The sequence below is a fragment of the Erwinia sp. 1181_3 genome (genome assembly GCF_052824965.1).
In genome coordinates, this window is the sequence record NZ_VTDE01000004.1 from 397,907 (window position 1) to 418,349 (window position 20,443).

Below are 20,443 nucleotides of genomic sequence, written 5' to 3' on the forward strand. Positions count from 1 at the left end.
TGCCCTGTTCCACGAAACGTACCACATCCCCTTTTTTTGCCCTCAACCAGACTTTCAGATTAACCTTACTTAGTGCTGGTTTGCGCAACGAATTTGATGCGCATCATTCCTGCATGCTATTTCACGCTTTTTAATTGGTTTTCGAACACTTAGCGACTATAATACGGAACGTTGTTTCACTTGAATGGTTTCAGCGTATGGTTGCCCCTCAATTTATAACGAGTACCTGTTGCGCAACGTCCTGCTGCGCCTGCGCCGAAACCACGTCTCAACTTACCCTGCATGCTTTAATTCTGTCACCTATCCTTACTCAGTATCGACGTTTTCATAACGCAAATTTTTTCCTCCGGGGGAAACACCGCCGGGATCCATCTTTAATCATCCATCACAACTTAATAGATAAATCGTCATGAAAAAGACTAAAATCGTATGTACTATCGGCCCAAAAACCGAATCTGAAGAGATGCTGACTAACCTGCTTGATGCCGGTATGAACGTGATGCGTCTGAACTTTTCCCACGGGAATTATGAAGAACATGGCCAGCGTATTACTAACCTGCGCTCCGTCATGAGCAAAAGCGGTCACCAGGCTGCCATTCTGCTGGACACTAAAGGTCCTGAAATCCGTACGATGAAGCTGGAAGGCGGTAACGATGCCTCCCTGAAAGCGGGCCAGACCTTCACCTTCACCACCGACCAGACCATCATCGGTAACGCCGATACCGTCGCGGTGACTTACGCTGGTTTCGCTTCTGACCTGAAAATCGGTAACACCGTACTGGTGGATGACGGTTTGATCGGTATGGAAGTTATCGAAGTCACTGAAAGCACCGTGGTATGTAAAGTGCTGAACAACGGTGACCTGGGCGAGAACAAAGGCGTTAACCTGCCGGGCGTTTCCATTCAGTTGCCTGCGCTGGCTGAAAAAGACAAGCTGGACCTGATCTTTGGCTGTGAGCAAGGCGTCGACTTCGTTGCTGCCTCGTTCATCCGTAAGCGTTCAGACGTGATCGAAATCCGTGAGCATCTGAAAGCGCACGGCGGCGAGCATATCCAGATCATCTCCAAAATTGAAAACCAGGAAGGCCTGAACAACTTCGACGAAATCCTTGATGCCTCTGACGGTATCATGGTCGCTCGTGGTGATCTCGGCGTTGAGATCCCGGTTGAAGAAGTGATCTTCGCTCAGAAGATGATGATCAAGAAGTGTAACCGTGCACGTAAAGTGGTGATCACCGCCACTCAGATGCTCGATTCGATGATCAAAAACCCGCGCCCTACCCGTGCGGAAGCCGGTGACGTTGCCAACGCCATTCTCGACGGCACTGATGCTGTGATGCTGTCTGGTGAAAGCGCCAAAGGGAAATACCCGCTGGAGTCTGTCACCATTATGGCCACCATCTGCGAACGTACCGACCGCGTGATGAAAAGCCGCATCGACTCCCAGCACGACAACCGCAAAATGCGTATCACTGAAGCAGTCTGTCGTGGAGCGGTAGAAACGGCTGAGAAACTGGAATCGCCACTGATTGTGGTTGCCACTGAAGGCGGCAAGTCTGCGAAGTCCATTCGTAAATACTTCCCGAATGCAACGATCCTCGCCCTGACGACAAACGAGCAGACTTCACGTCAGCTGTTGCTCAGTAAAGGCATCATCACTTCCGTGGTGAAAGAAATCGCCTCAACTGACGATTTCTACCGTCTGGGTAAAGAAGCGGCAGAAGCCAGCGGCTACGCGCAGAAAGGCGATGTAGTGGTCATGGTTTCTGGTGCATTGGTACCAAGTGGAACGACCAATACTGCATCAGTGCACGTTCTGTAATTAAAAATTACGCCTTGCATTTAAAAAGCGCCCTCAGTGGCGCTTTTTTTACAACTTGCGTAAGACGTTTCACAAAGCGTCCAATCGAAATTAACGATTTAATTACCGAAGAAACGACGTTCCCTCCGATTAAAATCGCCTGTTTTCGCTTCGTTTTTTGTAAAATATCAGAAATAAGATGCTTCTTTGAGCGAACGATCAAGTTTAAGCACTTTCTCATCAAAAAATTATTCTCATTAGAAAATACTTTGTGTAATACTTGTAACGCTACATGGAGATTAACTTAATCTAGAGGGTATTAATAATGAATCGTACTAAACTGGTACTGGGCGCGGTAATCCTGGCTTCAACTATGCTGGCTGGTTGCTCAAGCAACGCTAAAATCGATCAGCTGTCTACCGACGTGCAGACTCTGAACGCTAAAGTTGACCAGCTGAGCAACGACGTGAACGCAATCCGTTCTGACGTTCAGGCTGCTAAAGATGACGCAGCTCGTGCTAACCAGCGTCTGGACAACCAGGCTCACTCTTACCGTAAGTAAGAGTTCTGGTAATGAAATGGCGCACATTGTGCGCCATTTTTTTTGCCTGTTATCCGGAGTCTTCCACCATGCGTCCAACCCCGTCTAAAACGCCCTGTAAACGATTCTAAGCCCCACCAGCCCCAATACTAGTCACTGGTGCAGATTTGCCCTCCGAAGCAGCAGGATGCTGTTTATCATCGTTAACAGGCAACTCACGGTTACCATCGACTTTCTCACCCTCGTTGACCAGCACTGGCATCCCTGCTCTGCGTTCAATCGCCGCTTTGATGACTACCCGATCGCTGGCATCACTGTTGATGAACTTCTTAGCAGCCACCGTCAGTGCAATCGGCATGGTTTGTGGGTCGTCCTTTTCGCTATGCGATAACGGCTGATGCACTTCCAGATAACGCTTACCGTCCGGTTCAATCGCGTATTTCACTGGCTGATTGATGATCTGCACGCGCGTGCCTTTAGGAACCCTGTTAAACAGTGCTTCGATATCGTCCGGACGCAAACGGATGCACCCTGAACTGACGCGCATGCCAATACCAAAATCAGCGTTAGTACCGTGGATCAGATAGTGCTGCTTACCGTAAGCCAGACGCAGCGCAAACAGCCCCATTGGGTTATCCGGCCCTGCGGGTACGGTTACCGGCAGCGTCTTACCTTCAGCCGCGTAGCGCTTACGAATATTAGGAGTGGGTGTCCAGGTTGGATTGGGGATTTTCTGGCTGATGCTGGTGACCATTGCCGGGGTATTCGCCCCCAGTTGACCAATACCGATGGGATAGACGATCACTTTGTTTTCATCTTTGGGATAGTAGTAGAGGCGCAGTTCAGCCACGTTGACAACGATCCCTTCACGTTTCGTATCAGGAAGTAGCATCTGCGTTGGAATGGTCAGCTGTGAACCCGCTTTGGGCAACCAGGGGTCGGTACCGGGATTGGCTTCCAGCAGGCCCAGCAGGCCCACTTTGTATTTGGCTGCCACGGACTCCAGCGGCTGCCCGTCATTGGGCACGACAAAAGTGGTGTTCTCACCAATCAGGCGGCTGTTGTCGGGAGGAAGCGGATACTCGGTTGCGCTAACGGCGTGCATCCCGGCAAGAAAGGTAAGAACAGAGATCCCGGCAAAGCGGTAAAAAAGTTTCATGCGCATTTCTCGGTTATGAATGGATAGATACACAACCTGACTCGCTTATGGCGGACGATAAATCCCCCCGTAACCGGTATCTGGATGTGTAAACACCCCACTGTAGCCTGGCGGGGTGCTTACCGAGAAGTGTAGCAATTCAAGGCTGAGTAAGAATCAGCGCTTTCTTACGAATGGCACGAATCATTGCTTCCAGTCCCTGAGAACGGGACGGCGTTAATTGTTGCGTCAGTGAAAGGTCGGCAAACCAGGGGCGGACATCGAAATCGACGATTTCCTGCGGCGTCATCTTTTGGTACAGCGCGAAGACAATGGCAATCAACCCTTTCACCAGCGCGGCATCGCTGTCGCCCTGCAGGCGAACACAGCCTGTTTCATCGGTGTCGACGACAATCCACACCTGACTCTGACAGCCCGGAATGATGTTTTCCGGCTGCTGAAGGGTTTCCGCCTCGCCCGACAGGCGCGCACCCAGCTCAATGATGTACAGATACTTCTCTTCCTGGTTAGCGCAACGATTGAAGTTACGTACCAGCTTGTCTTTATCTGGCAGAGTTGCCATTGCTTCCTCACTTAAAAACGAAAGGGCGAGGCATGCCTCGCCCCTGCGGGTCGGTGCGGGTTGAAACTTAACCCAGCAAACGGTGAATACGTGTTAAACCGGCGGCCAGTCGGTCCACTTCTTCTTCGCTATTATACAGAACAAACGAGGCACGACACATGGCAGGTACCTCGTAATGCTGCATTAACGGCATGGCACAGTGATGACCGGTACGTATCGCGATGCCATACTGGTCCAGGAAGCTGCCAACATCAAAAGCATGGTGCTTACCCAGGTTGAACGCAATCACGCCAGCGCGCTGCTGCGGGCCATAAATCACCAGATCCGGCACTGCGGCCAGTTTATCCAGTGCATAGCGCATCAGTTGCTGTTCACGTTCGGCAATCACATCCAGCCCGAGATCGCTGACCCACTTGATGGCAGCGCCCAGACCGATAATCGCCCCGGTATTCGGTGACCCCGCTTCAAAGCGCCATGGCGCCGCAGCAAAGGTGGTGCCTTTGGTCAGGCTGACGGTAGCAATCATCGCCCCGCCCCCTTCCCACGGCGGCATCTGATCCAGCAGTGCCTTACGGCCATACAGGATGCCAATGCCGGTCGGGCCATAAAGTTTGTGCCCGGAGAAAACATAAAAATCGCAGTCCAGATCCTGGACGTCGACCTGGTGATGCATCACGGCCTGCGCACCGTCGATCAACGTAACCACGGCTGCGGCTTTCGCCTGCGCGACCAGCGCTTTCACCGGATTTTCAGTTCCCAGCACGTTAGAGACCTGCGTCACCGCCAGCAGGCGGGTACGGCTGTCCATCAATACAGGTAACTGAGCGATATCCAGCTCACCGTTAGCAGTCAGTGGGATAAAGCGCACTTCAGCGCCGGTGCGCTGTGCCACCATCTGCCACGGCACGATATTCGCGTGGTGCTCCATCTCCGTAATGATGATGTTGTCGCCCGGCTGCAACTGGCTGCCGCCCCAGCTGTTAGCGACCAGATTGATCGCTTCTGTGGTGCCTTTAACGAAGACGATCTCTTCCGCTGAAGCCGCATTGAGGAACTGTGCGGCCTGAGTGCGCACATTTTCCATTTCCGTGGTGGCTTCCGCACTCAGCGTGTGAATACCCCGGTGCACGGCGGCATAGCCATGTTCATAAAAGCGGCTTTCTGCGTCAATGACTGCCTGCGGCTTTTGCGCACTGGCCGCACTGTCGAGATAGGCCAGCGGTTGCCCGTTGACCTCGCGCGCCAGCAGCGGAAACTCCGCCCGAACGCGGGCCAGGTCAAAACTCATTGCAGGCCTCCAGGGAAACGCTGCGCGATGCGCTGCATCACGGCTTCTTTCAGCGTTTCATCAGAAATGGCTTCGGTTAATTCAGCGGCAAACGCATAGATAATCATGCGCTGTGCGGCGGCTTCGTCGATCCCACGAGAACGCAGATAGAACATCTGCTCTTCGTCAATACGACCGATCGTCGCACCATGACCGCATTTCACGTCATCAGCGTAGATTTCCAGCTGCGGTTTGGTATCCACTTCTGCCAGACGTCCCAGTAACAGGTTGTTGTTACTCATCTGACCGTCAGTTTTCAGCGCATACTTGGCCACTTTAATATGACCATTAAACACCGCACGGGCACGGTCACGCACAATGGTTTTATGCAGCTGACGGCTCTGGCAATGGCCTTTGTTGTGCTCAAGATAGGTGCGGCTGTCACACACTTCTTTGTCCAGCGGCAGCATCAGGCTGTTGATCACCAGGTCGCTGCCCTCGCCTTCCAGTTTGCTGCTGGTGTTGTGACGGGTCAGACCCGCCCCCAGCAGGAAGCTGTGGCTCTGCACGCGCACATCACGGCCCAGCATCAGGTCGTTATGTGAGAAGTGATAACTGCTCTGATCTTCGAAGCAGAGGTTGTAGTGCGTCAGCTGCGCGTTATTGCCCACATCGGCGGTGAAACGCGCACCGGTAAAGTGCGTTGAGGCGTTAAGCGTGACGTAATGCTCAATCACCGTCGCTTCCGACGCTTCTTCCAGCACCAGATGGTGACGATAGTGAGAGGTGTTCATCTCGCCTGCCGCACTGCCGCTGCTGATGTGAAGCAGGTAAAGGGGACGTGCTGCTGCTTTACCACGTGCCAACTGAATGGTCGTCACTTCCTCTGCCAGGCTTTCTGTCAGATGCAGGAACACTTCGGGCTGAATTGGCGCACTCAACTCGCGACGTTCCGCGGCCTGAGTCACCTGAATGGCGAACAGGTCATACTCACTGTCACTCAGGGCCGGTGCAAAACGTCCATCAACAAACACCAGGCGCACAGCATCAATCGCCAGTGCCACGTCGTCGATAGCGTCTGTATTTAGTTCAGCAGGCTGAGGCAGCACAAACTGATGGCCCAGCAGCTGGTCCAGCGGCGTGTATTTCCAATTTTCCTGCTTACGCGTAGGCAGGCCTAAGCGCAGCAGCTGCTGCCAGTGTTGCTGAGCCTGCAACGAACGGCTTTCACCACGCGTTTCAAACAGGTGATGCCACTGTTGCAGCGCGTTATCACTCTTGGTCGGTAAGCCAGCCATAGCCTTGCTCCTCCAACTGTTTAACCAGTGAGAAATCACCTGATTTCACAATTTTGCCCTGATACAGCACATGGACGAAGTCCGGCTGGATGTAGTCAAGAATACGCTGGTAGTGCGTGACGATGATGAATGAACGTTTGCCATCACGCAGGTTGTTAACCCCGTTTGCCACGATTTTCAGGGCATCGATGTCCAGACCGGAGTCCGTCTCATCCAGGATGCACAGATCCGGCTCAAGCGCCGCCATCTGCAGAATATCATTACGCTTTTTTTCACCGCCGGAGAAACCAACGTTGACGGAGCGGGTCAACAGATCCTCAGGCATTTTCAGCAGCTGAATCTTATCTTCAATGAAGTCCTGGAAATCAAAACGGTCCAGCGCTTCCTGTTCACGGTATTTGCGCACCGCGTTAACCGAGGTTTGCAGGAAGAACTGGTTACTGACGCCAGGGATCTCAACCGGGTACTGGAAAGCCATAAAGATGCCTTCACCGGCACGATCTTCCGGGGCCAGTTCCAGCAGGTCTTTACCTTTAAACTCCACGGAGCCGCCGGTGACTTCATAATCTTCACGCCCTGCCAGAGTGGCAGAAAGGGTACTTTTCCCTGAGCCGTTTGGCCCCATGATGGCGTGAACTTCGCCCGGTTTGATTTCAAGATTCAATCCACGCAGGATAGCTTTGTCTTCAACGCTGACCTGTAAATCTTTAATGCTTAACATAAGGTTTCCTTCGTAGTGCTTTCCGGCACCATATCAATGCTGTGCGTAGGTTAGCCCACGCTGTGTTCGAGGCTGATGGCCAACAGTTTCTGCGCTTCCACTGCAAATTCCAGCGGCAGCTCTGAGAAGACATCCTTGCAGAAACCGTTAACAATCATAGAAATCGCATCGTCTTCGCTGATCCCGCGTTGCAGGCAGTAGAACAGCTGGTCTTCACCAATACGTGATGTGGTGGCCTCATGCTCTAACTGTGCGGTGTTATTACGCACTTCCACATACGGGAAAGTGTGTGCACCGCATTCCGCACCAATCAGCATCGAGTCACACTGGGTAAAGTTACGCGCATTGGTGGCGGTTGGCATGATTTTCACCAGGCCGCGATAGGTATTCTGGCTGGTGCCAGCAGAGATACCTTTAGAGATGATGGTTGACTTGGTGTTTTTACCAATGTGGATCATCTTGGTGCCGGTATCAGCCTGCTGGCGTCCGCTGGTCAGCGCGACAGAGAAGAACTCACCAATCGAGTTATCACCGCGCAGGATCACACTCGGGTATTTCCAGGTGATTGCAGAACCGGTTTCCGACTGCGTCCAGGACATCTTACTGTTCGCCCCTTCACACAGTGCACGCTTGGTGACAAAGTTCAGGATACCGCCCTCGGAATCGCCACCGGAGAACCAGTTTTGCACCGTGGAGTATTTCACTTCCGCATCTTTGTGGATGATCACTTCCACCACCGCCGCATGCAGCTGGTAGGTGTCACGGACCGGCGCTGAACAGCCTTCGATGTAACTCACGTAACTGCCTTCATCGGCAATCAGAATGGTGCGTTCGAACTGGCCGGTTTTCGCCGCGTTAATACGGAAATACGTCGACAGCTCCATCGGGCAGCGCACCCCTTTCGGGATGTAAACGAAAGTCCCGTCAGAGGCCACCGCTGAGTTCAGCGCGGCAAAGAAGTTGTCATTTGCCGGAACAACGGTGCCCAGATACTGTTGAACCAGCTCCGGGTGCTCGTGGATGGCTTCACCGAACGAACAGAAGATAATGCCCTCTTTCGCCAGCTTATCGCGATAGGTAGTCGATACGGAGACGGAGTCAAAGATCGCATCTACGGCCACTTCCTGGCCTTCACGTACCGGTACGCCTAACTGTTTAAAGGCGTCTTCCACTTCCTGGGTCAGGTAGTTGGGCGCATCGGTTCCTGAAGCCTGTGTGGCACCTGGCTCAGAGGCACAACTGTCATCACAGTTGCCGCAGGACGGCGCGGAATAGTAGCTGTAATCCTGATAATCCAGCTTTTTGTAGTTGGCTTTCAGCCAGTGTGGCTCTTCCATTTCAAGCCATGCAGCGAAGGCCTTCAGGCGGAATTCCAGCATCCACTCAGGTTCGTTACGTTTAGCCGAGATTGCGCGCACCACATCTTCATTGATGCCGTGTTCAAACTCTTCGGTTTGCAGTTGGGTAAAAAAGCCTTCTTTGTAGTTCTGAGGGCTGCCTTCCCAAACCTGTACATCGTCAGATGCTTCAGTATTACGAGACATAGGGTTCACTCAACGCCAAAGCTCTCACCACAGCCGCAGGCGTGTTGAGCTTTAGGGTTATTAAATTTGAAAATCTGGTTCAGGCCTTCGCGCACGAAATCCACTTCCGTACCGTCGATATAGGGCATCGCCTGCAGGGGCACGAATAACAACGCACCGTTATGGCTGAACACCAAATCATCCGCCGCCGATTCTTTCGCCATATCCATGGTGTAACCAAATCCGGCACAGCCAGAGGTTTTGACACCCAGCTTCAGGCCCTTAATCTCAGGGTCACCTGCGGCCAGATTGATGATTTGCTTTGCTGCGCTGTCAGTAAGCGTCAGCCCTTTCCAGATGTACTCATCCGGAGAAAAAGTGGCAGGATTTGCTGATTGCATAATTTACCTCGCGATACGATAGCCCTTCGGGCTAGTGCCCCTATGTTAGTGATTACCAGAATCACTTCAACCTCTTGTTTTGCAGGGATAAAGGACAAAAGGTGCTTTTAGGGAACTCTTGACTAAGTTTAGACCCTGTAAAAAAGATTGCGCTTTGCCTGAAAGACGCATCGTCTCAAAAGATAAGCGTTTGAAAATAAGATGTTTATATTTTGTTATCTAAACCGAATACTTTCTCTAACTCATTCTCGTTATTCACCGTGACGCGGTTATCGTTATCACCGATTTTTCTGACAGGTGAGGTATATCAATAAAAATTCCCACGTTACGATTGAATAATATCGCAGTTATAATATGATAATGATTATCATTAGCGCGACTGGAACCCGTAATGAATCTGTCGATGAGTGCGTGGCTGCAACATAAAATTGATGAGTACACGTTTTCCGTACGTGATATCACCGTCGACTTTTACATGGCGCAGGCTAAGTTAAACCGGCCCGACTGTTCCATTGAACAACTGCGTAAGTTCAATGATACCTGCCTCGACATGGCCGAACTCTGCCAGCTGAATGGCGACGATCAAAGCTATCTTCACGCGCTGGGAAAACTCCATCAACGACTGGTTGTTGAGCTGAGCAACACCGACCGCGAACGCCTGTTCCGGATGCAAGCCTGGCAACTGGCACGCCACTCCCTGAGTCGCCTCTGTCATCAGCTGGCAATGAATGGCGAATGGGATAAAGCGACCGTGTTGCAAAGCGAATTCGTTAAGCACGCGTCGTGGATAATGTAATCTTCAGAGTATTATACCGCGTGCCAGTGATGCGAAAAACCCCGCATTAAGCGGGGTTATCGGTCAAATCACAGCAGTTGTGAGGCGGGACGTACAGCACAAGCGATTATTGTTGTCGAAAATTTCTATTTGCCACACCTGATGACGCCGTCCGAGATGCACAGAACGGCACACACCACGGACCTCGCCTTCCCGTGCGGCCCGCAGATGATTGGCGTTGATCTCCAGCCCAACCACCTGCTGTTCACCCTCGGTGCAGAGATACCCAGCCATTGAGCCTAGTGTCTCCGCCAGCACCACCGATGCTCCGCCGTGCAGCAGACCAAACGGCTGGCGCGTACGCTGATCAACCGGCATCACCGCTTCAATTCGGTCCTCCGCCAGCACCGTAAAACGGATGCCAATATGGTCCACCATCGTGTTTTGACTGCGCAGATTTAACTGCTCAAGCGTGGCTTCACGCTGCCAGATTGCCATTACAGGATCTCCAGTAATGCCTGCAGAGGATGGCGTATACCGCTACCTTCAATACGTTTCACCTGACTGCGGCAGGAATAGCCGGTCGACAGACAGCGCTGACGCGGCAGTTTTTGCAGGGCATTTTGCCAGGAGAGCGCATAAATCCCGAGCGAGTTTTCCAGGTTTTTTGCTTCATGCCCGTAAGTCCCGGCCATGCCGCAGCAACCCACGCTGACATTTTCCAGCCTGGCACCAAAGCGGGCAAAGATCGTTTCCCACTGTTTAATCGAGCCGGGCAGCGCAGTGACCTCGGTGCAGTGGCCAAACAGATACCAGGATTCACCTTCTGCTGCGGGCTGGGCATCACGCGTCGCCAGCGCAGTATGCAGCCATTCATGGACTAACTGCACATGGAAATCCCCCCGTTTATCACCCAGTACCTGCTTGTACTCATCGCGGTAGCAGAGCACCAGCGCCGGATCGACACCCACCAGCGGCATCTTCAACTGCGCCACACGATTGAGGAAATCAGCAGTTTTCTGTGCGGTACGCGCAAACTGTTGCAGGAAACCCTTAATATGCTGCGCTTTGCCGTTCGGCGAGAACGGCAGTACCACAGCAGTGAAGCCCAACTTTTCAATCAGCTGCACAAAGTCGGCCACCAGCTGTGCTTCGTAATAGCTGGTAAACGGGTCCTGAACCACCAGCACAGTCCGCGCACGCTGTTCAGCACTCATCTGTTCGAGATCTTCCAGCGTCGTGCCCGATGCCCGATGACCGGCCAGCTGCTGCTTCAGCGTCGGTGACGATAAGAGCGGCAGGTCGACCATACCTATATTGCGCTTGCTGAGCGATTTGACCCACGGCTGACGTAAAAAGAAGTTAAAGGCCTTTGGCGCTTTTGCCATCAGCGGCGCATAGCTCTCCACCGTTGCGACCAGATAGTCACTGGCCGGACGCAGGTAGCGCGTGTGATAGAGCTGTAAAAAGCGTGAGCGGAAACCAGGAACATCGATTTTGATCGGACATTGGGTTGAACACGCTTTACAGGCCAGGCAGCCTGACATCGCGTCTTTCACCTCGTGGGAAAAATCATACTGCCCGCGTTTGGCCTGCCAGCTGTTGCGGGTCCGCTGGATCATACCGCGCAGACTGATTCCTTTTGACGGCAGTTGCTGCTCAAGCACCAGTGGATCTACGCCCTGCTCGGCCAGCAAACGCAGCCATTCGCGCGTCAGCGTGGCACGCCCTTTCGGTGAATGCATGCGGTTGCTGGTGATCTTCATTGACGGGCACATCGGGCTTTTCACATCAAAGTTAAAGCATAAGCCGTTGCCGTTACACTCCATCGCGCCACGCCAGTCAGTCCGAACGTTAACCGGGATCTGGCGATCGTACGTGCCACGTTTCACTGCATCGACTTTGAGCATCGGGTCGTCGACGCCCAGCGGTGCACAGATTTTACCCGGATTCAGACGGTTGGCAGGGTCGAAGGCGGCTTTAATGCGGCGCAATTCGTTATACAGCACCTCGCCAAAGAACGCCGGACTGTACTCCGCGCGGAATCCTTTCCCGTGCTCCCCCCACAGCAGGCCGCCATAACGCGCTGTCAGGGCCACGACTTCATCAGAGATCTGTTTCATCAGCATCTCCTGCTGCGGGTCGCACATATCCAGCGCAGGGCGCACGTGCAGCACCCCGGCATCCACATGGCCAAACATGCCATAACTGAGGTTATGCCCATCGAGCAGTGCACGGAAATCGACAATATAGTCAGCGAGGTTCTGCGGCGGCACGCAAGTGTCTTCAACAAACGGAATCGGCTTGGCACGCCCTTTGGCATTCCCCAACAGCCCCACGGCTTTTTTGCGCATCCCGTAGATACGCTCAATACCGGAAACGTCATCACAGAGCTGATAGCCAATGACCCCGCCCTCGCGCAGTGACATTAACGTTTCAAGTCGCTGGCACAGCGATTCCACCTGGCTGTCGATCAGGGATTTATCGTTGCCAGCAAACTCCACCATATTCAGGCCAAGCATCTCTTTGTCAGGAATATCCGTAATCAGTTCACTGACGGAGTGCCAGACAATGTCTTCACGGGCAAGGTTCAGCACCTTAGAATCAACGGTTTCGACCGACAGCGCTTTGGCCTCCACCATAAATGGCGCATTGCGCAGCGCAGAGTCAAAGGAGTCATATTTAATGTTCACCAGCCGCCGCACTTTTGGGATCGGAGTGATATCCAGGGTGGCTTCGGCGATAAACGCCAGCGTGCCTTCAGCGCCACATAAAATGTGCGTCAGATTCAGCTGTTGCAGATCGTCACTCAACACATGACGCAGGTCGTAACCGGTGAGAAAACGGTTAAGTTTAGGGAATTTGTCGATGATTACGTCACGCTGCTCACGGCAGCGGTCCAGCACCACACGATAGATATTACCTTCCGCACCAGGTGCCTGCGCGCGTATTTCCGCTTCGCTGACGGGCATCGCATACGTATCCAGCACATCTCCCCCCAGCAGGACCGCTTTCAGTCCCAGCACATGATCGGAGGTTTTGCCGTACACCAGCGATCCCTGGCCTGAGGCATCCGTGTTAATCATGCCGCCAAGTGTGGCGCGGTTACTGGTGGACAGTTCCGGGGAGAAAAAGTAGCCAAAAGGTTTCAGGTAATCATTGAGCTGATCTTTTATGACGCCAGCTTCAACTTTTACCCAACCCTCTTCGACATTGATATCCAGAATGCGCTTCATATGGCGCGACATATCCACCACAATACCCTGATTGAGTGACTGCCCGTTGGTGCCGGTGCCGCCACCGCGTGGCGCAAAGGTCAGGGAATCGAAGCGGCTGTCTGCCGCAAGGCGTGCAATCAGTGCCACATCAGCCGTGGATCGGGGGAAAATAACTGCGTCGGGCAACAGTTGATAGATACTGTTGTCGGTGGACATAATCAGACGGTCGGCATAGCTTGTCGCTGTGTCGCCAGTAAAACCATCCTGTTTTAAGGCATCCAAAAAACTCAGCACCAACGGAACAAGACCCGGTGCCTGGGAAATCTGTGGGATCATTATCGGGTGACCAAAAAGTTATGTGAATCGTTTGCGTTGCTCAAATAGCGCAGTTATCCGTTTTATCACATTTTTTTATGACCTGCCGTTATTTCAAAAAACGAAGCAAAAGAATAACCTGTTGTTTCTGTCGCTAAATCGTTTCATACATCATGATTTAAACGTCAGGGTTAGCGTAACCGATGTGCCTGCGCTGATTTTAAGAGACAAATCGCATTTTACTTGAGGTCATTGTTAATCGATGAAGAACGCGCAAAAAGGTTGGGACTTACCGCAAATCGTGTTTTCACTGCTGTTTATCAGCCTGACGATTGTCGCGTGTTTTTGGGTGGTTCAGCCGTTTATTCTGGGGTTTGCCTGGGCCAGCATGGTGGTGATTGCCACCTGGCCATTAATGATCAAAATTCAGGGTTTGCTGTGGGGCCGCCGCGGGCTGGCGGTGCTGGTCATGACGCTGTTGTTGATTCTGGTTTTTATTATTCCTGTTGCCGTACTGGTTAACAGCCTGATTGAAAACGTCCCTCCGCTGCTTTCGTGGCTCAGTTCGGGCCATCTGCAAATGCCGGATCTGCATTGGCTGCGCAGCATTCCTCTCGTTGGCAGAAAGCTCTATTCGGCTTATCACAATCTGCTAGCCGGCGGCGGGTCAGCATTGATTACGCAGGTACAGCCTTATATTGGCCGCACCACCGGGTTCTTCTTTGCTCAGGCGGGCCACTTTGGCCGCTTTATGATGCATCTCGGTCTGATGTTGCTCTTTGCCGTGCTGCTGTTCTGGCGCGGTGAGCAGGTGGGGCACGGTATCCGTCATTTCGCCTTCCGTCTGGCGTCTCGTCGCGGGGATGCTGCCGTCTTGTTGGCTGGTCAGGCTATTCGAGCGGTCGCCCTCGGCGTTGTCGTCACCGCGTTAGTTCAGGGTGTTCTGGGAGGAATTGGACTGGCAATCTCCGGTATTCCTTATGCCACCATACTGACGGTACTGATGATTCTCTCCTGCCTGGTCCAGCTCGGTCCGTTGATTGTGCTGGTACCCGCTATCATCTGGCTTTACTGGAGCGGAGACACCACCTGGGGCACAGTCCTGCTGGTCTGGAGCTGTGTGGTGGGTACTCTGGACAACGTGCTGCGGCCCATGCTGATTCGTATGGGTGCTGACTTACCGATGATCCTGATTCTGTCAGGCGTGATTGGTGGCCTGATTGCCTTTGGTATGATTGGTCTGTTCATTGGCCCTGTCGTGTTGGCCGTCTCTTACCGCCTGGTTTCTGTCTGGGTACATGAGTCACCGGCACCGGAAGAAGACCCGCTGGCAGTGGTTGAAGAACTCGCCGAAATTGAAGCAGAAGCGCACCAGCCAAAAGCATAATCGCCCCTTCGTTTGCAGTCAGTTCGCTGACTGCAAACATTAGCGCATGGAATATTTCCGCATCATAAATCCTGATTTTCATTAATGGAATTTATCACTAAATCCCACTTTTCACGCTTTCCAGCCCTTGCATCACCAAATTGCTGATATTTTGCACATCAATTTGCGTTAAAAACCGCCACCTGCACCGGGAAATATTATGAGTTTTAAACTAATAAGATGATTCTTAAAGACGCCATAAACGCGGTTGCATAGTATGGATATCAAGTTTGAAATCACCCCACTGGTTTCTGAACAATGTTATTTCCCTGAGTAAAGAATTGCTGTGTGTAGTCTTTGCCCATCCCCTGTGATGGGCTTTTTTTTGTCTGAAATTCGGCATAAAAAAAGGATAACCGCAGCGCGGTTATCCCTTGCATCGATCCCGGACGCGGTATGCCACGCCTCTAAGGATATCTGGTTAATCGTAGGGGTCGGGCATGCCCGACCCGCAACCACCCGCGTTTACTTCTTCAACTCAGCCAGGCTCAGCCACGTCTGAACCACGGTATCCGGGTTCAGTGACAAACTGTCAATGCCCTCTTCCATCAGCCAGGCGGCAAAGTCTTCGTGGTCTGAAGGTCCCTGCCCGCAGATACCGACATATTTCCCCTGCTTCTTCGCGGCGCGGATTGCCATCGACAACAGCGCTTTTACGGCATCATTACGCTCGTCAAACAGCTCGGATACCACACCGGAGTCGCGGTCCAGCCCCAGCGCCAGTTGGGTCATATCATTTGAGCCAATCGAGAAGCCGTCAAAGTATTGCAGGAACTCGTCAGCCAGCAGCGCATTGGACGGGATCTCACACATCATGATGATCTTAAGCCCGTTCTCACCGCGCTTCAGTCCCTGGCGTTCCAGTTCCTCCACCACGGCTTTCGCCTGGGCTACGGTGCGCACAAACGGCACCATGATCTCTACGTTGGTCAGCCCCATATCGTTGCGTACACGTTTGACCGCCGCACACTCCAGTGCAAAGCAGTCACGGAAGCTATCCGCCACATAGCGACCGGCGCCACGGAAGCCGAGCATTGGGTTCTCTTCTTCAGGTTCATAACGTTCGCCACCGACCAGATTGGCATATTCGTTAGTCTTGAAGTCTGAAAGACGCACAATCACGCGTTTCGGCGCAAATGCCGCCCCCAGAGTGGCAATCCCTTCGGTCAGGCGGCCAATATAAAACTCAATCGGGTCGTCAAACCCTTTCATCATGGTGCGGATCTGCTTCTGCAACTCCGGCGTCTGCTGGTCAAACTCCAGCAGTGCCTTAGGATGTACACCGATCATTCGGTTGATAATAAACTCCAGGCGCGCGAGTCCCACCCCTTCATTCGGCAGGCAGGCAAAATCAAATGCACGATCGGGATTACCCACGTTCATCATGATTTTCAGCGGCAGCGATGGCATTTCATCAACCTGCGAACTTTTGACCTCGAAGTCGAGCAGTTCATCATAGACATAGCCGGTGTCGCCTTCCGCACATGACACCGTCACTTTGTGACCGTCTTTCAGGATATCGGTGGCATTACCGCACCCGACCACTGCCGGGATCCCCAGTTCACGGGCAATGATCGCCGCATGACAGGTACGCCCACCGCGATTGGTGACAATGGCAGACGCCTTTTTCATGATCGGTTCCCAGTCAGGGTCGGTCATGTCGGTCACCAGTACGTCACCTTTTTCAATGCGGTTCATTTCACTGATGTCGTGAATGACTTTCACTTCACCGGCACCGATACGGTGACCGATGGCGCGGCCTTCAACCACCACCTTACCGTTGCCCTGAAGTGTGTAACGCTCCATCACTGAACCGTTAGAACGGACGGTTTCCGGACGAGCCTGTACGATAAACAGTTTGCCGGTATGGCCATCCTTCGCCCACTCAATGTCCATCGGACGCTGGTAGTGTTTCTCAATCTGCACGGCCTGCGCCGCCAGTGCTTCCACTTCTTTATCCGTCAGGGAGAAACGGTCACGCTCTGCTTCTGGCACGTCCTCGATCCTGACCTGCTCGCCATGCTCCTGCGAATCTGCGTAGACCATGCGGATTTTCTTCGAACCCATATTACGGCGCACAATGGACGGGCGACCTGCGGCCAGCGTCGGTTTATGCACGTAAAACTCATCCGGGTTAACCGCACCCTGTACCACCATCTCACCCAGGCCCAGCGCAGAAGTAATAAATACCACCTGATCGAAGCCCGACTCGGTATCAATAGTAAACATCACGCCGGCAGAGGCGAGATCAGAACGCACCATGCGCTGCACCCCGGCGGAGAGTGCCACACCACGGTGATCGTATCCCTGATGCACACGGTACGAGATCGCACGATCGTTAAACAGAGAGGCATAGACATGCTTAACGGCAATGAGCACCGCATCATAGCCCTGCACATTGAGGAAGGTTTCCTGCTGCCCGGCAAAGGAGGCATCCGGCATATCCTCTGCGGTGGCGGAAGAACGCACCGCAAACGATGCATCAGCATCATCGGCTGACAACTGGTTGTACGCCTCGTGTATCGCCTGTTCCAGCTCTGGCGTAAACGGCGTTTCTACCACCCACTGACGGATCTGTTTACCCGCCTTCGCCAACTCATCAACATCATCAATATCGGTCTTATCCAGCAGATCATAGATACGCTGATTGACGCCGCTTTGGTCGAGGAACAGGTTGAACGCTTCCGAGGTTGTCGCAAATCCGTTCGGCACTGATACACCCAACGATGACAAGTTAGTAATCATTTCACCCAGAGAGGCATTTTTGCCTCCCACCCGATCCACATCGTTCATGCCAAGCTGGTTATACCAGAGCACTAGCGGCAATTGGCCTTTATTGGACATTGAAGCAATCCTTGTAAGATTTAATTAAAAATATGAGGAGTACAGTAATGCTTCTTGAGACTCGCACAGTTAAGCCGGATTGATAAAGTGTTGAATCGTTCAAGCAGATGATTTTTTTATTTTTAAGATTTCTCCGCGTAATAAAACAGCGTTGCGCAACAAATAAAATAATAATTTATCTTACAAATCAGCAAATTGAAAATAATCACAAAATAAAATCGCATCGCCACTTGCGCAACAAAAAAGGATTCCATATTAGAATGGTTTTAATTGAAAGGGCGATAAAGATGAATAGTGAACAGAAACATCATTTCATTTTATGATAAAAGTGCGATTTCTCTGATTTTATAAAAATAAAAAGTTCAAATCATTAGTTAATGGTTTTTTTATTTTGTTTTGTAGACTGAATCACGATTTGCTTTAACAGGGCAGATTAATTTAGTCTGCACTGCATACCCGCCAGCGGAGATAAAATGGACGTGAACGCCGAACGTAGTGTTTTTTATATTTCAGATGGCACCGCCATCACGGCTGAAGTATTAGGTCATGCGGTCCTGTCACAGTTCCCGGTGGCAACGCAGAGTGTCACCCTGCCCTTTGTGGAAAACGTGCAGCGCGCTCAAGCGGTGAAAGCGCAGATAAATGCGCTGTACCAGCAAAGCGGTGTGCGTCCGCTGGTGTTCATTTCGGTGATCTCCCCGGAGATCCGCGAGATCATTTTGCAAAGCGATGGCTTCTGCCAGGACATTGTCCAGTCGCTGGTCGCCCCGCTCCAGCAAGAGTTAGGCGTTGACCCTGCGCCTGTGGCGAACCGTACGCACGGTCTGACCGCCAACAACCTCGGTAAATATGATGCGCGTATTGCCGCGATTGATTACACGCTGGCCCATGACGATGGTATCTCACTGCGCGGTCTCGAAGACGCGCAGGTGATCCTGCTGGGCGTTTCGCGCTGTGGTAAAACCCCTACCAGCCTTTATCTCGCCATGCAGTTCGGCATTCGCGCGGCTAACTATCCGTTTATCGCGGATGATATGGATAACCTGAAACTGCCCCCGGCATTGAAACCCTTCCAGAATAAATTGTTCGGGTTAACCATTGACCCGGAACGCCTGGCCGCCATCCGCCAGGAGCGGGCAGAAAACACCCGTTATGCGTCAATGCGCCAGTGCAGGCTGGAAGTGGGCGAAGTTGAAGCGCTGTTCCGTACCCATCAGATTCGCTACCTCAACAGTACGAATTATTCGGTGGAAGAGATCGCCACCAAAATCCTCGATATCATGGGTCTTACGCGCCGTATGTACTGATTTTTGCGTTTCCGGCTTGCTCGCAGCGAGCCGGAAATGCAATTCCCCTGCTGTTTTACGGTTGAAATCATCGCGGTTTGGTTTAAGGTGAACGCCATTACTTCCCGGTATTCCTGCCGTTGTGAAGACAAAATTTTAGAGATCCCCATGAACAAAACAGATGAACTGCGGACCGCGCGCATCGACAGCTTAGTGACGCCTGCAGAACTGCAGGCGCAGCTGCCGATCACGTCTGCCATTATCGAAAACGTGACAGCGTCACGTAAACGCATCGCCCGTATTCTCTCCGGTGAAGATCCACGCCTGCTGGTCGTGGTCGGTCCCTGCTCGCTGCATGACCCGGTTGCCGCCCTGGAATACGCGGAACGTCTGAACGTGCTGCGTGATAAATACCAATCCCGCCTGGAGATCGTGATGCGCGCCTATTTTGAAAAACCGCGCACGGTGGTCGGCTGGAAGGGATTAATTTCTGACCCGGATCTCGATGGCAGTTTCCGCATCAATCATGGGCTGGCAGTGGCACGTAAACTGCTGCTGGATATCAACACGCTGGGAATGCCGACGGCGACTGAATTTCTGGATATGGTGATCGGACAGTTTATTGCCGACCTGATCAGTTGGGGTGCCATCGGTGCGCGCACCACGGAGAGCCAGATCCACCGCGAAATGGCTTCGGCACTCTCCTGCCCGGTGGGTTTCAAAAACGGCACCGATGGCAATACGCGCATCGCCGTGGATGCTATTCGTGCTGCCCGCGTCAGCCATATGTTCCTGTCGCCGGATAAACGCGGCCAAATGACCATCTATCAGACCAGCGGCAACCCTTCCGGGCATATCATTATGCGCGGCGGCAAAGCACCAAACTTCCACCCGGCGGATATTGCCGCTGCGGTCGCACACCTGCGGGAATTCCACCTGCCGGAGCACCTGGTGATCGACTTCAGCCATGGGAACTGCCTGAAGCAGCATCGCCTACAGAAAGAGGTGTCCACCAGCGTAGCGCAGCAGATCCGCGACGGCTCGCGCGCCATTGCGGGTGTGATGATCGAAAGCTTCCTGCAGGAAGGCACGCAGAAAGTGACAGCAGAAACCCCGCTGATTTATGGCCAGTCAATTACCGACCCCTGCCTCGGATGGGACGATACAGCCAGCGTCTTAGCACAGCTGGCGGATGCCGTCGATAGCCGCTTCTGACACCTTTGGCAGGCCCTTAACGGGCCTGCTTTCTTTTATACCCTAAATAATTCGAGCGGCTTCAAGGCGGCAATGGAAGGAATCCAACGCT

At 52.7% G+C, this 20,443-nt stretch carries 16 protein-coding genes and 1 other RNA gene; 7 read left to right on the plus strand and 10 right to left on the minus strand.

Features of this window, described 5'->3' with window-relative positions; all coding sequences use genetic code 11:
- Positions 1-409: 409 nt before the first annotated feature.
- Together pykF and FY046_RS13825 are read left to right on the plus strand one after the other, a co-directional pair.
- Positions 410-1,822, plus strand: coding sequence for a pyruvate kinase PykF (pykF, locus tag FY046_RS13820; RefSeq protein WP_159337214.1), 1,413 nt, complete (start codon positions 410-412; stop codon positions 1,820-1,822).
- A gap of 304 nt (positions 1,823-2,126) precedes the next feature.
- Positions 2,127-2,363 (plus strand): major outer membrane lipoprotein, encoded by a 237-nt coding sequence (locus FY046_RS13825; protein ID WP_034895178.1) that lies wholly within the window; start codon positions 2,127-2,129, stop codon positions 2,361-2,363.
- Positions 2,364-2,469: 106 nt separating this feature from the next.
- Here FY046_RS13825 and FY046_RS13830 read toward each other — a convergent pair whose 3' ends face one another.
- From FY046_RS13830 to sufA, 7 genes are all read right to left on the minus strand, one after another.
- Entirely contained in the window at positions 2,470-3,501 is a 1,032-nt protein-coding gene (locus FY046_RS13830; protein ID WP_446186174.1) for a L,D-transpeptidase family protein, read from the minus strand.
- 139 nt (positions 3,502-3,640) lie between these two features.
- Positions 3,641-4,063 carry a cysteine desulfuration protein SufE gene (sufE, locus tag FY046_RS13835; RefSeq protein WP_133845272.1) on the minus strand — a complete coding sequence of 141 codons (423 nt, stop codon included), beginning with the start codon at positions 4,061-4,063 and terminating at the stop codon, positions 3,641-3,643.
- A gap of 67 nt (positions 4,064-4,130) precedes the next feature.
- Positions 4,131-5,351, minus strand: a complete 1,221-nt coding sequence (sufS, locus tag FY046_RS13840) for a cysteine desulfurase SufS (RefSeq protein ID WP_446186175.1) — start codon at positions 5,349-5,351, stop codon at positions 4,131-4,133.
- Positions 5,348-6,628, minus strand: a complete 1,281-nt coding sequence (gene sufD, locus FY046_RS13845) for a Fe-S cluster assembly protein SufD (RefSeq protein ID WP_133845276.1) — start codon at positions 6,626-6,628, stop codon at positions 5,348-5,350. Before sufD ends, sufS begins: the two co-directional genes overlap by 4 nt.
- Complete coding sequence (gene sufC / locus FY046_RS13850) at positions 6,603-7,349, minus strand: Fe-S cluster assembly ATPase SufC (protein WP_133845278.1); 747 nt, start codon at positions 7,347-7,349, stop codon at positions 6,603-6,605. Before sufC ends, sufD begins: the two co-directional genes overlap by 26 nt.
- Before the next feature lie 50 nt (positions 7,350-7,399).
- Positions 7,400-8,893, minus strand: coding sequence for a Fe-S cluster assembly protein SufB (gene sufB, locus FY046_RS13855; RefSeq protein ID WP_133845279.1), 1,494 nt, complete (start codon positions 8,891-8,893; stop codon positions 7,400-7,402).
- A 5-nt stretch (positions 8,894-8,898) separates the two neighbouring features.
- Positions 8,899-9,273 carry a Fe-S cluster assembly scaffold SufA gene (gene sufA / locus FY046_RS13860; RefSeq protein ID WP_133845281.1) on the minus strand — a complete coding sequence of 125 codons (375 nt, stop codon included), beginning with the start codon at positions 9,271-9,273 and terminating at the stop codon, positions 8,899-8,901.
- Positions 9,274-9,664: 391 nt separating this feature from the next.
- On the opposite strand from sufA, the gene FY046_RS13865 reads away from it, so the two are divergent.
- Positions 9,665-10,069: a hypothetical protein gene (locus FY046_RS13865; protein ID WP_133845283.1), complete on the plus strand. Its 405-nt coding sequence runs from the start codon at positions 9,665-9,667 to the stop codon at positions 10,067-10,069.
- 63 nt (positions 10,070-10,132) lie between these two features.
- On the opposite strand, the gene FY046_RS13870 is transcribed toward FY046_RS13865, so the two are convergent.
- On the minus strand, positions 10,133-10,546 hold the full coding sequence (locus tag FY046_RS13870; RefSeq protein ID WP_133845285.1) for a hotdog fold thioesterase: 414 nt from the start codon (positions 10,544-10,546) through the stop codon (positions 10,133-10,135).
- Positions 10,546-13,602, minus strand: a complete 3,057-nt coding sequence (ydiJ, locus tag FY046_RS13875) for a D-2-hydroxyglutarate dehydrogenase YdiJ (protein ID WP_446186176.1) — start codon at positions 13,600-13,602, stop codon at positions 10,546-10,548. Before ydiJ ends, FY046_RS13870 begins: the two co-directional genes overlap by 1 nt.
- Positions 13,603-13,843: 241 nt before the next feature.
- Here ydiJ and ydiK point away from each other — a divergent pair, with 241 nt between their 5' ends.
- A complete protein-coding gene (gene ydiK, locus FY046_RS13880) occupies positions 13,844-14,968 on the plus strand; it encodes an AI-2E family transporter YdiK (protein WP_133845288.1) in 1,125 nt (374 codons plus the stop codon).
- Positions 14,969-15,232: 264 nt separating this feature from the next.
- Positions 15,233-15,336, plus strand: an RNA gene (gene rprA, locus FY046_RS13885) — antisense sRNA RprA.
- 136 nt (positions 15,337-15,472) lie between these two features.
- Here rprA and ppsA read toward each other — a convergent pair.
- Entirely contained in the window at positions 15,473-17,851 is a 2,379-nt protein-coding gene (gene ppsA / locus FY046_RS13890; RefSeq protein WP_133845291.1) for a phosphoenolpyruvate synthase, read from the minus strand.
- A gap of 473 nt (positions 17,852-18,324) precedes the next feature.
- Between ppsA and ppsR the strand changes: the two genes are divergently transcribed.
- Entirely contained in the window at positions 18,325-19,158 is an 834-nt protein-coding gene (ppsR, locus tag FY046_RS13895) for a posphoenolpyruvate synthetase regulatory kinase/phosphorylase PpsR (RefSeq protein ID WP_133845293.1), read from the plus strand.
- A 147-nt stretch (positions 19,159-19,305) separates the two neighbouring features.
- Positions 19,306-20,352, plus strand: a complete 1,047-nt coding sequence (locus FY046_RS13900; protein WP_446186177.1) for a 3-deoxy-7-phosphoheptulonate synthase — start codon at positions 19,306-19,308, stop codon at positions 20,350-20,352.
- Positions 20,353-20,443: the final 91 nt, after the last annotated feature.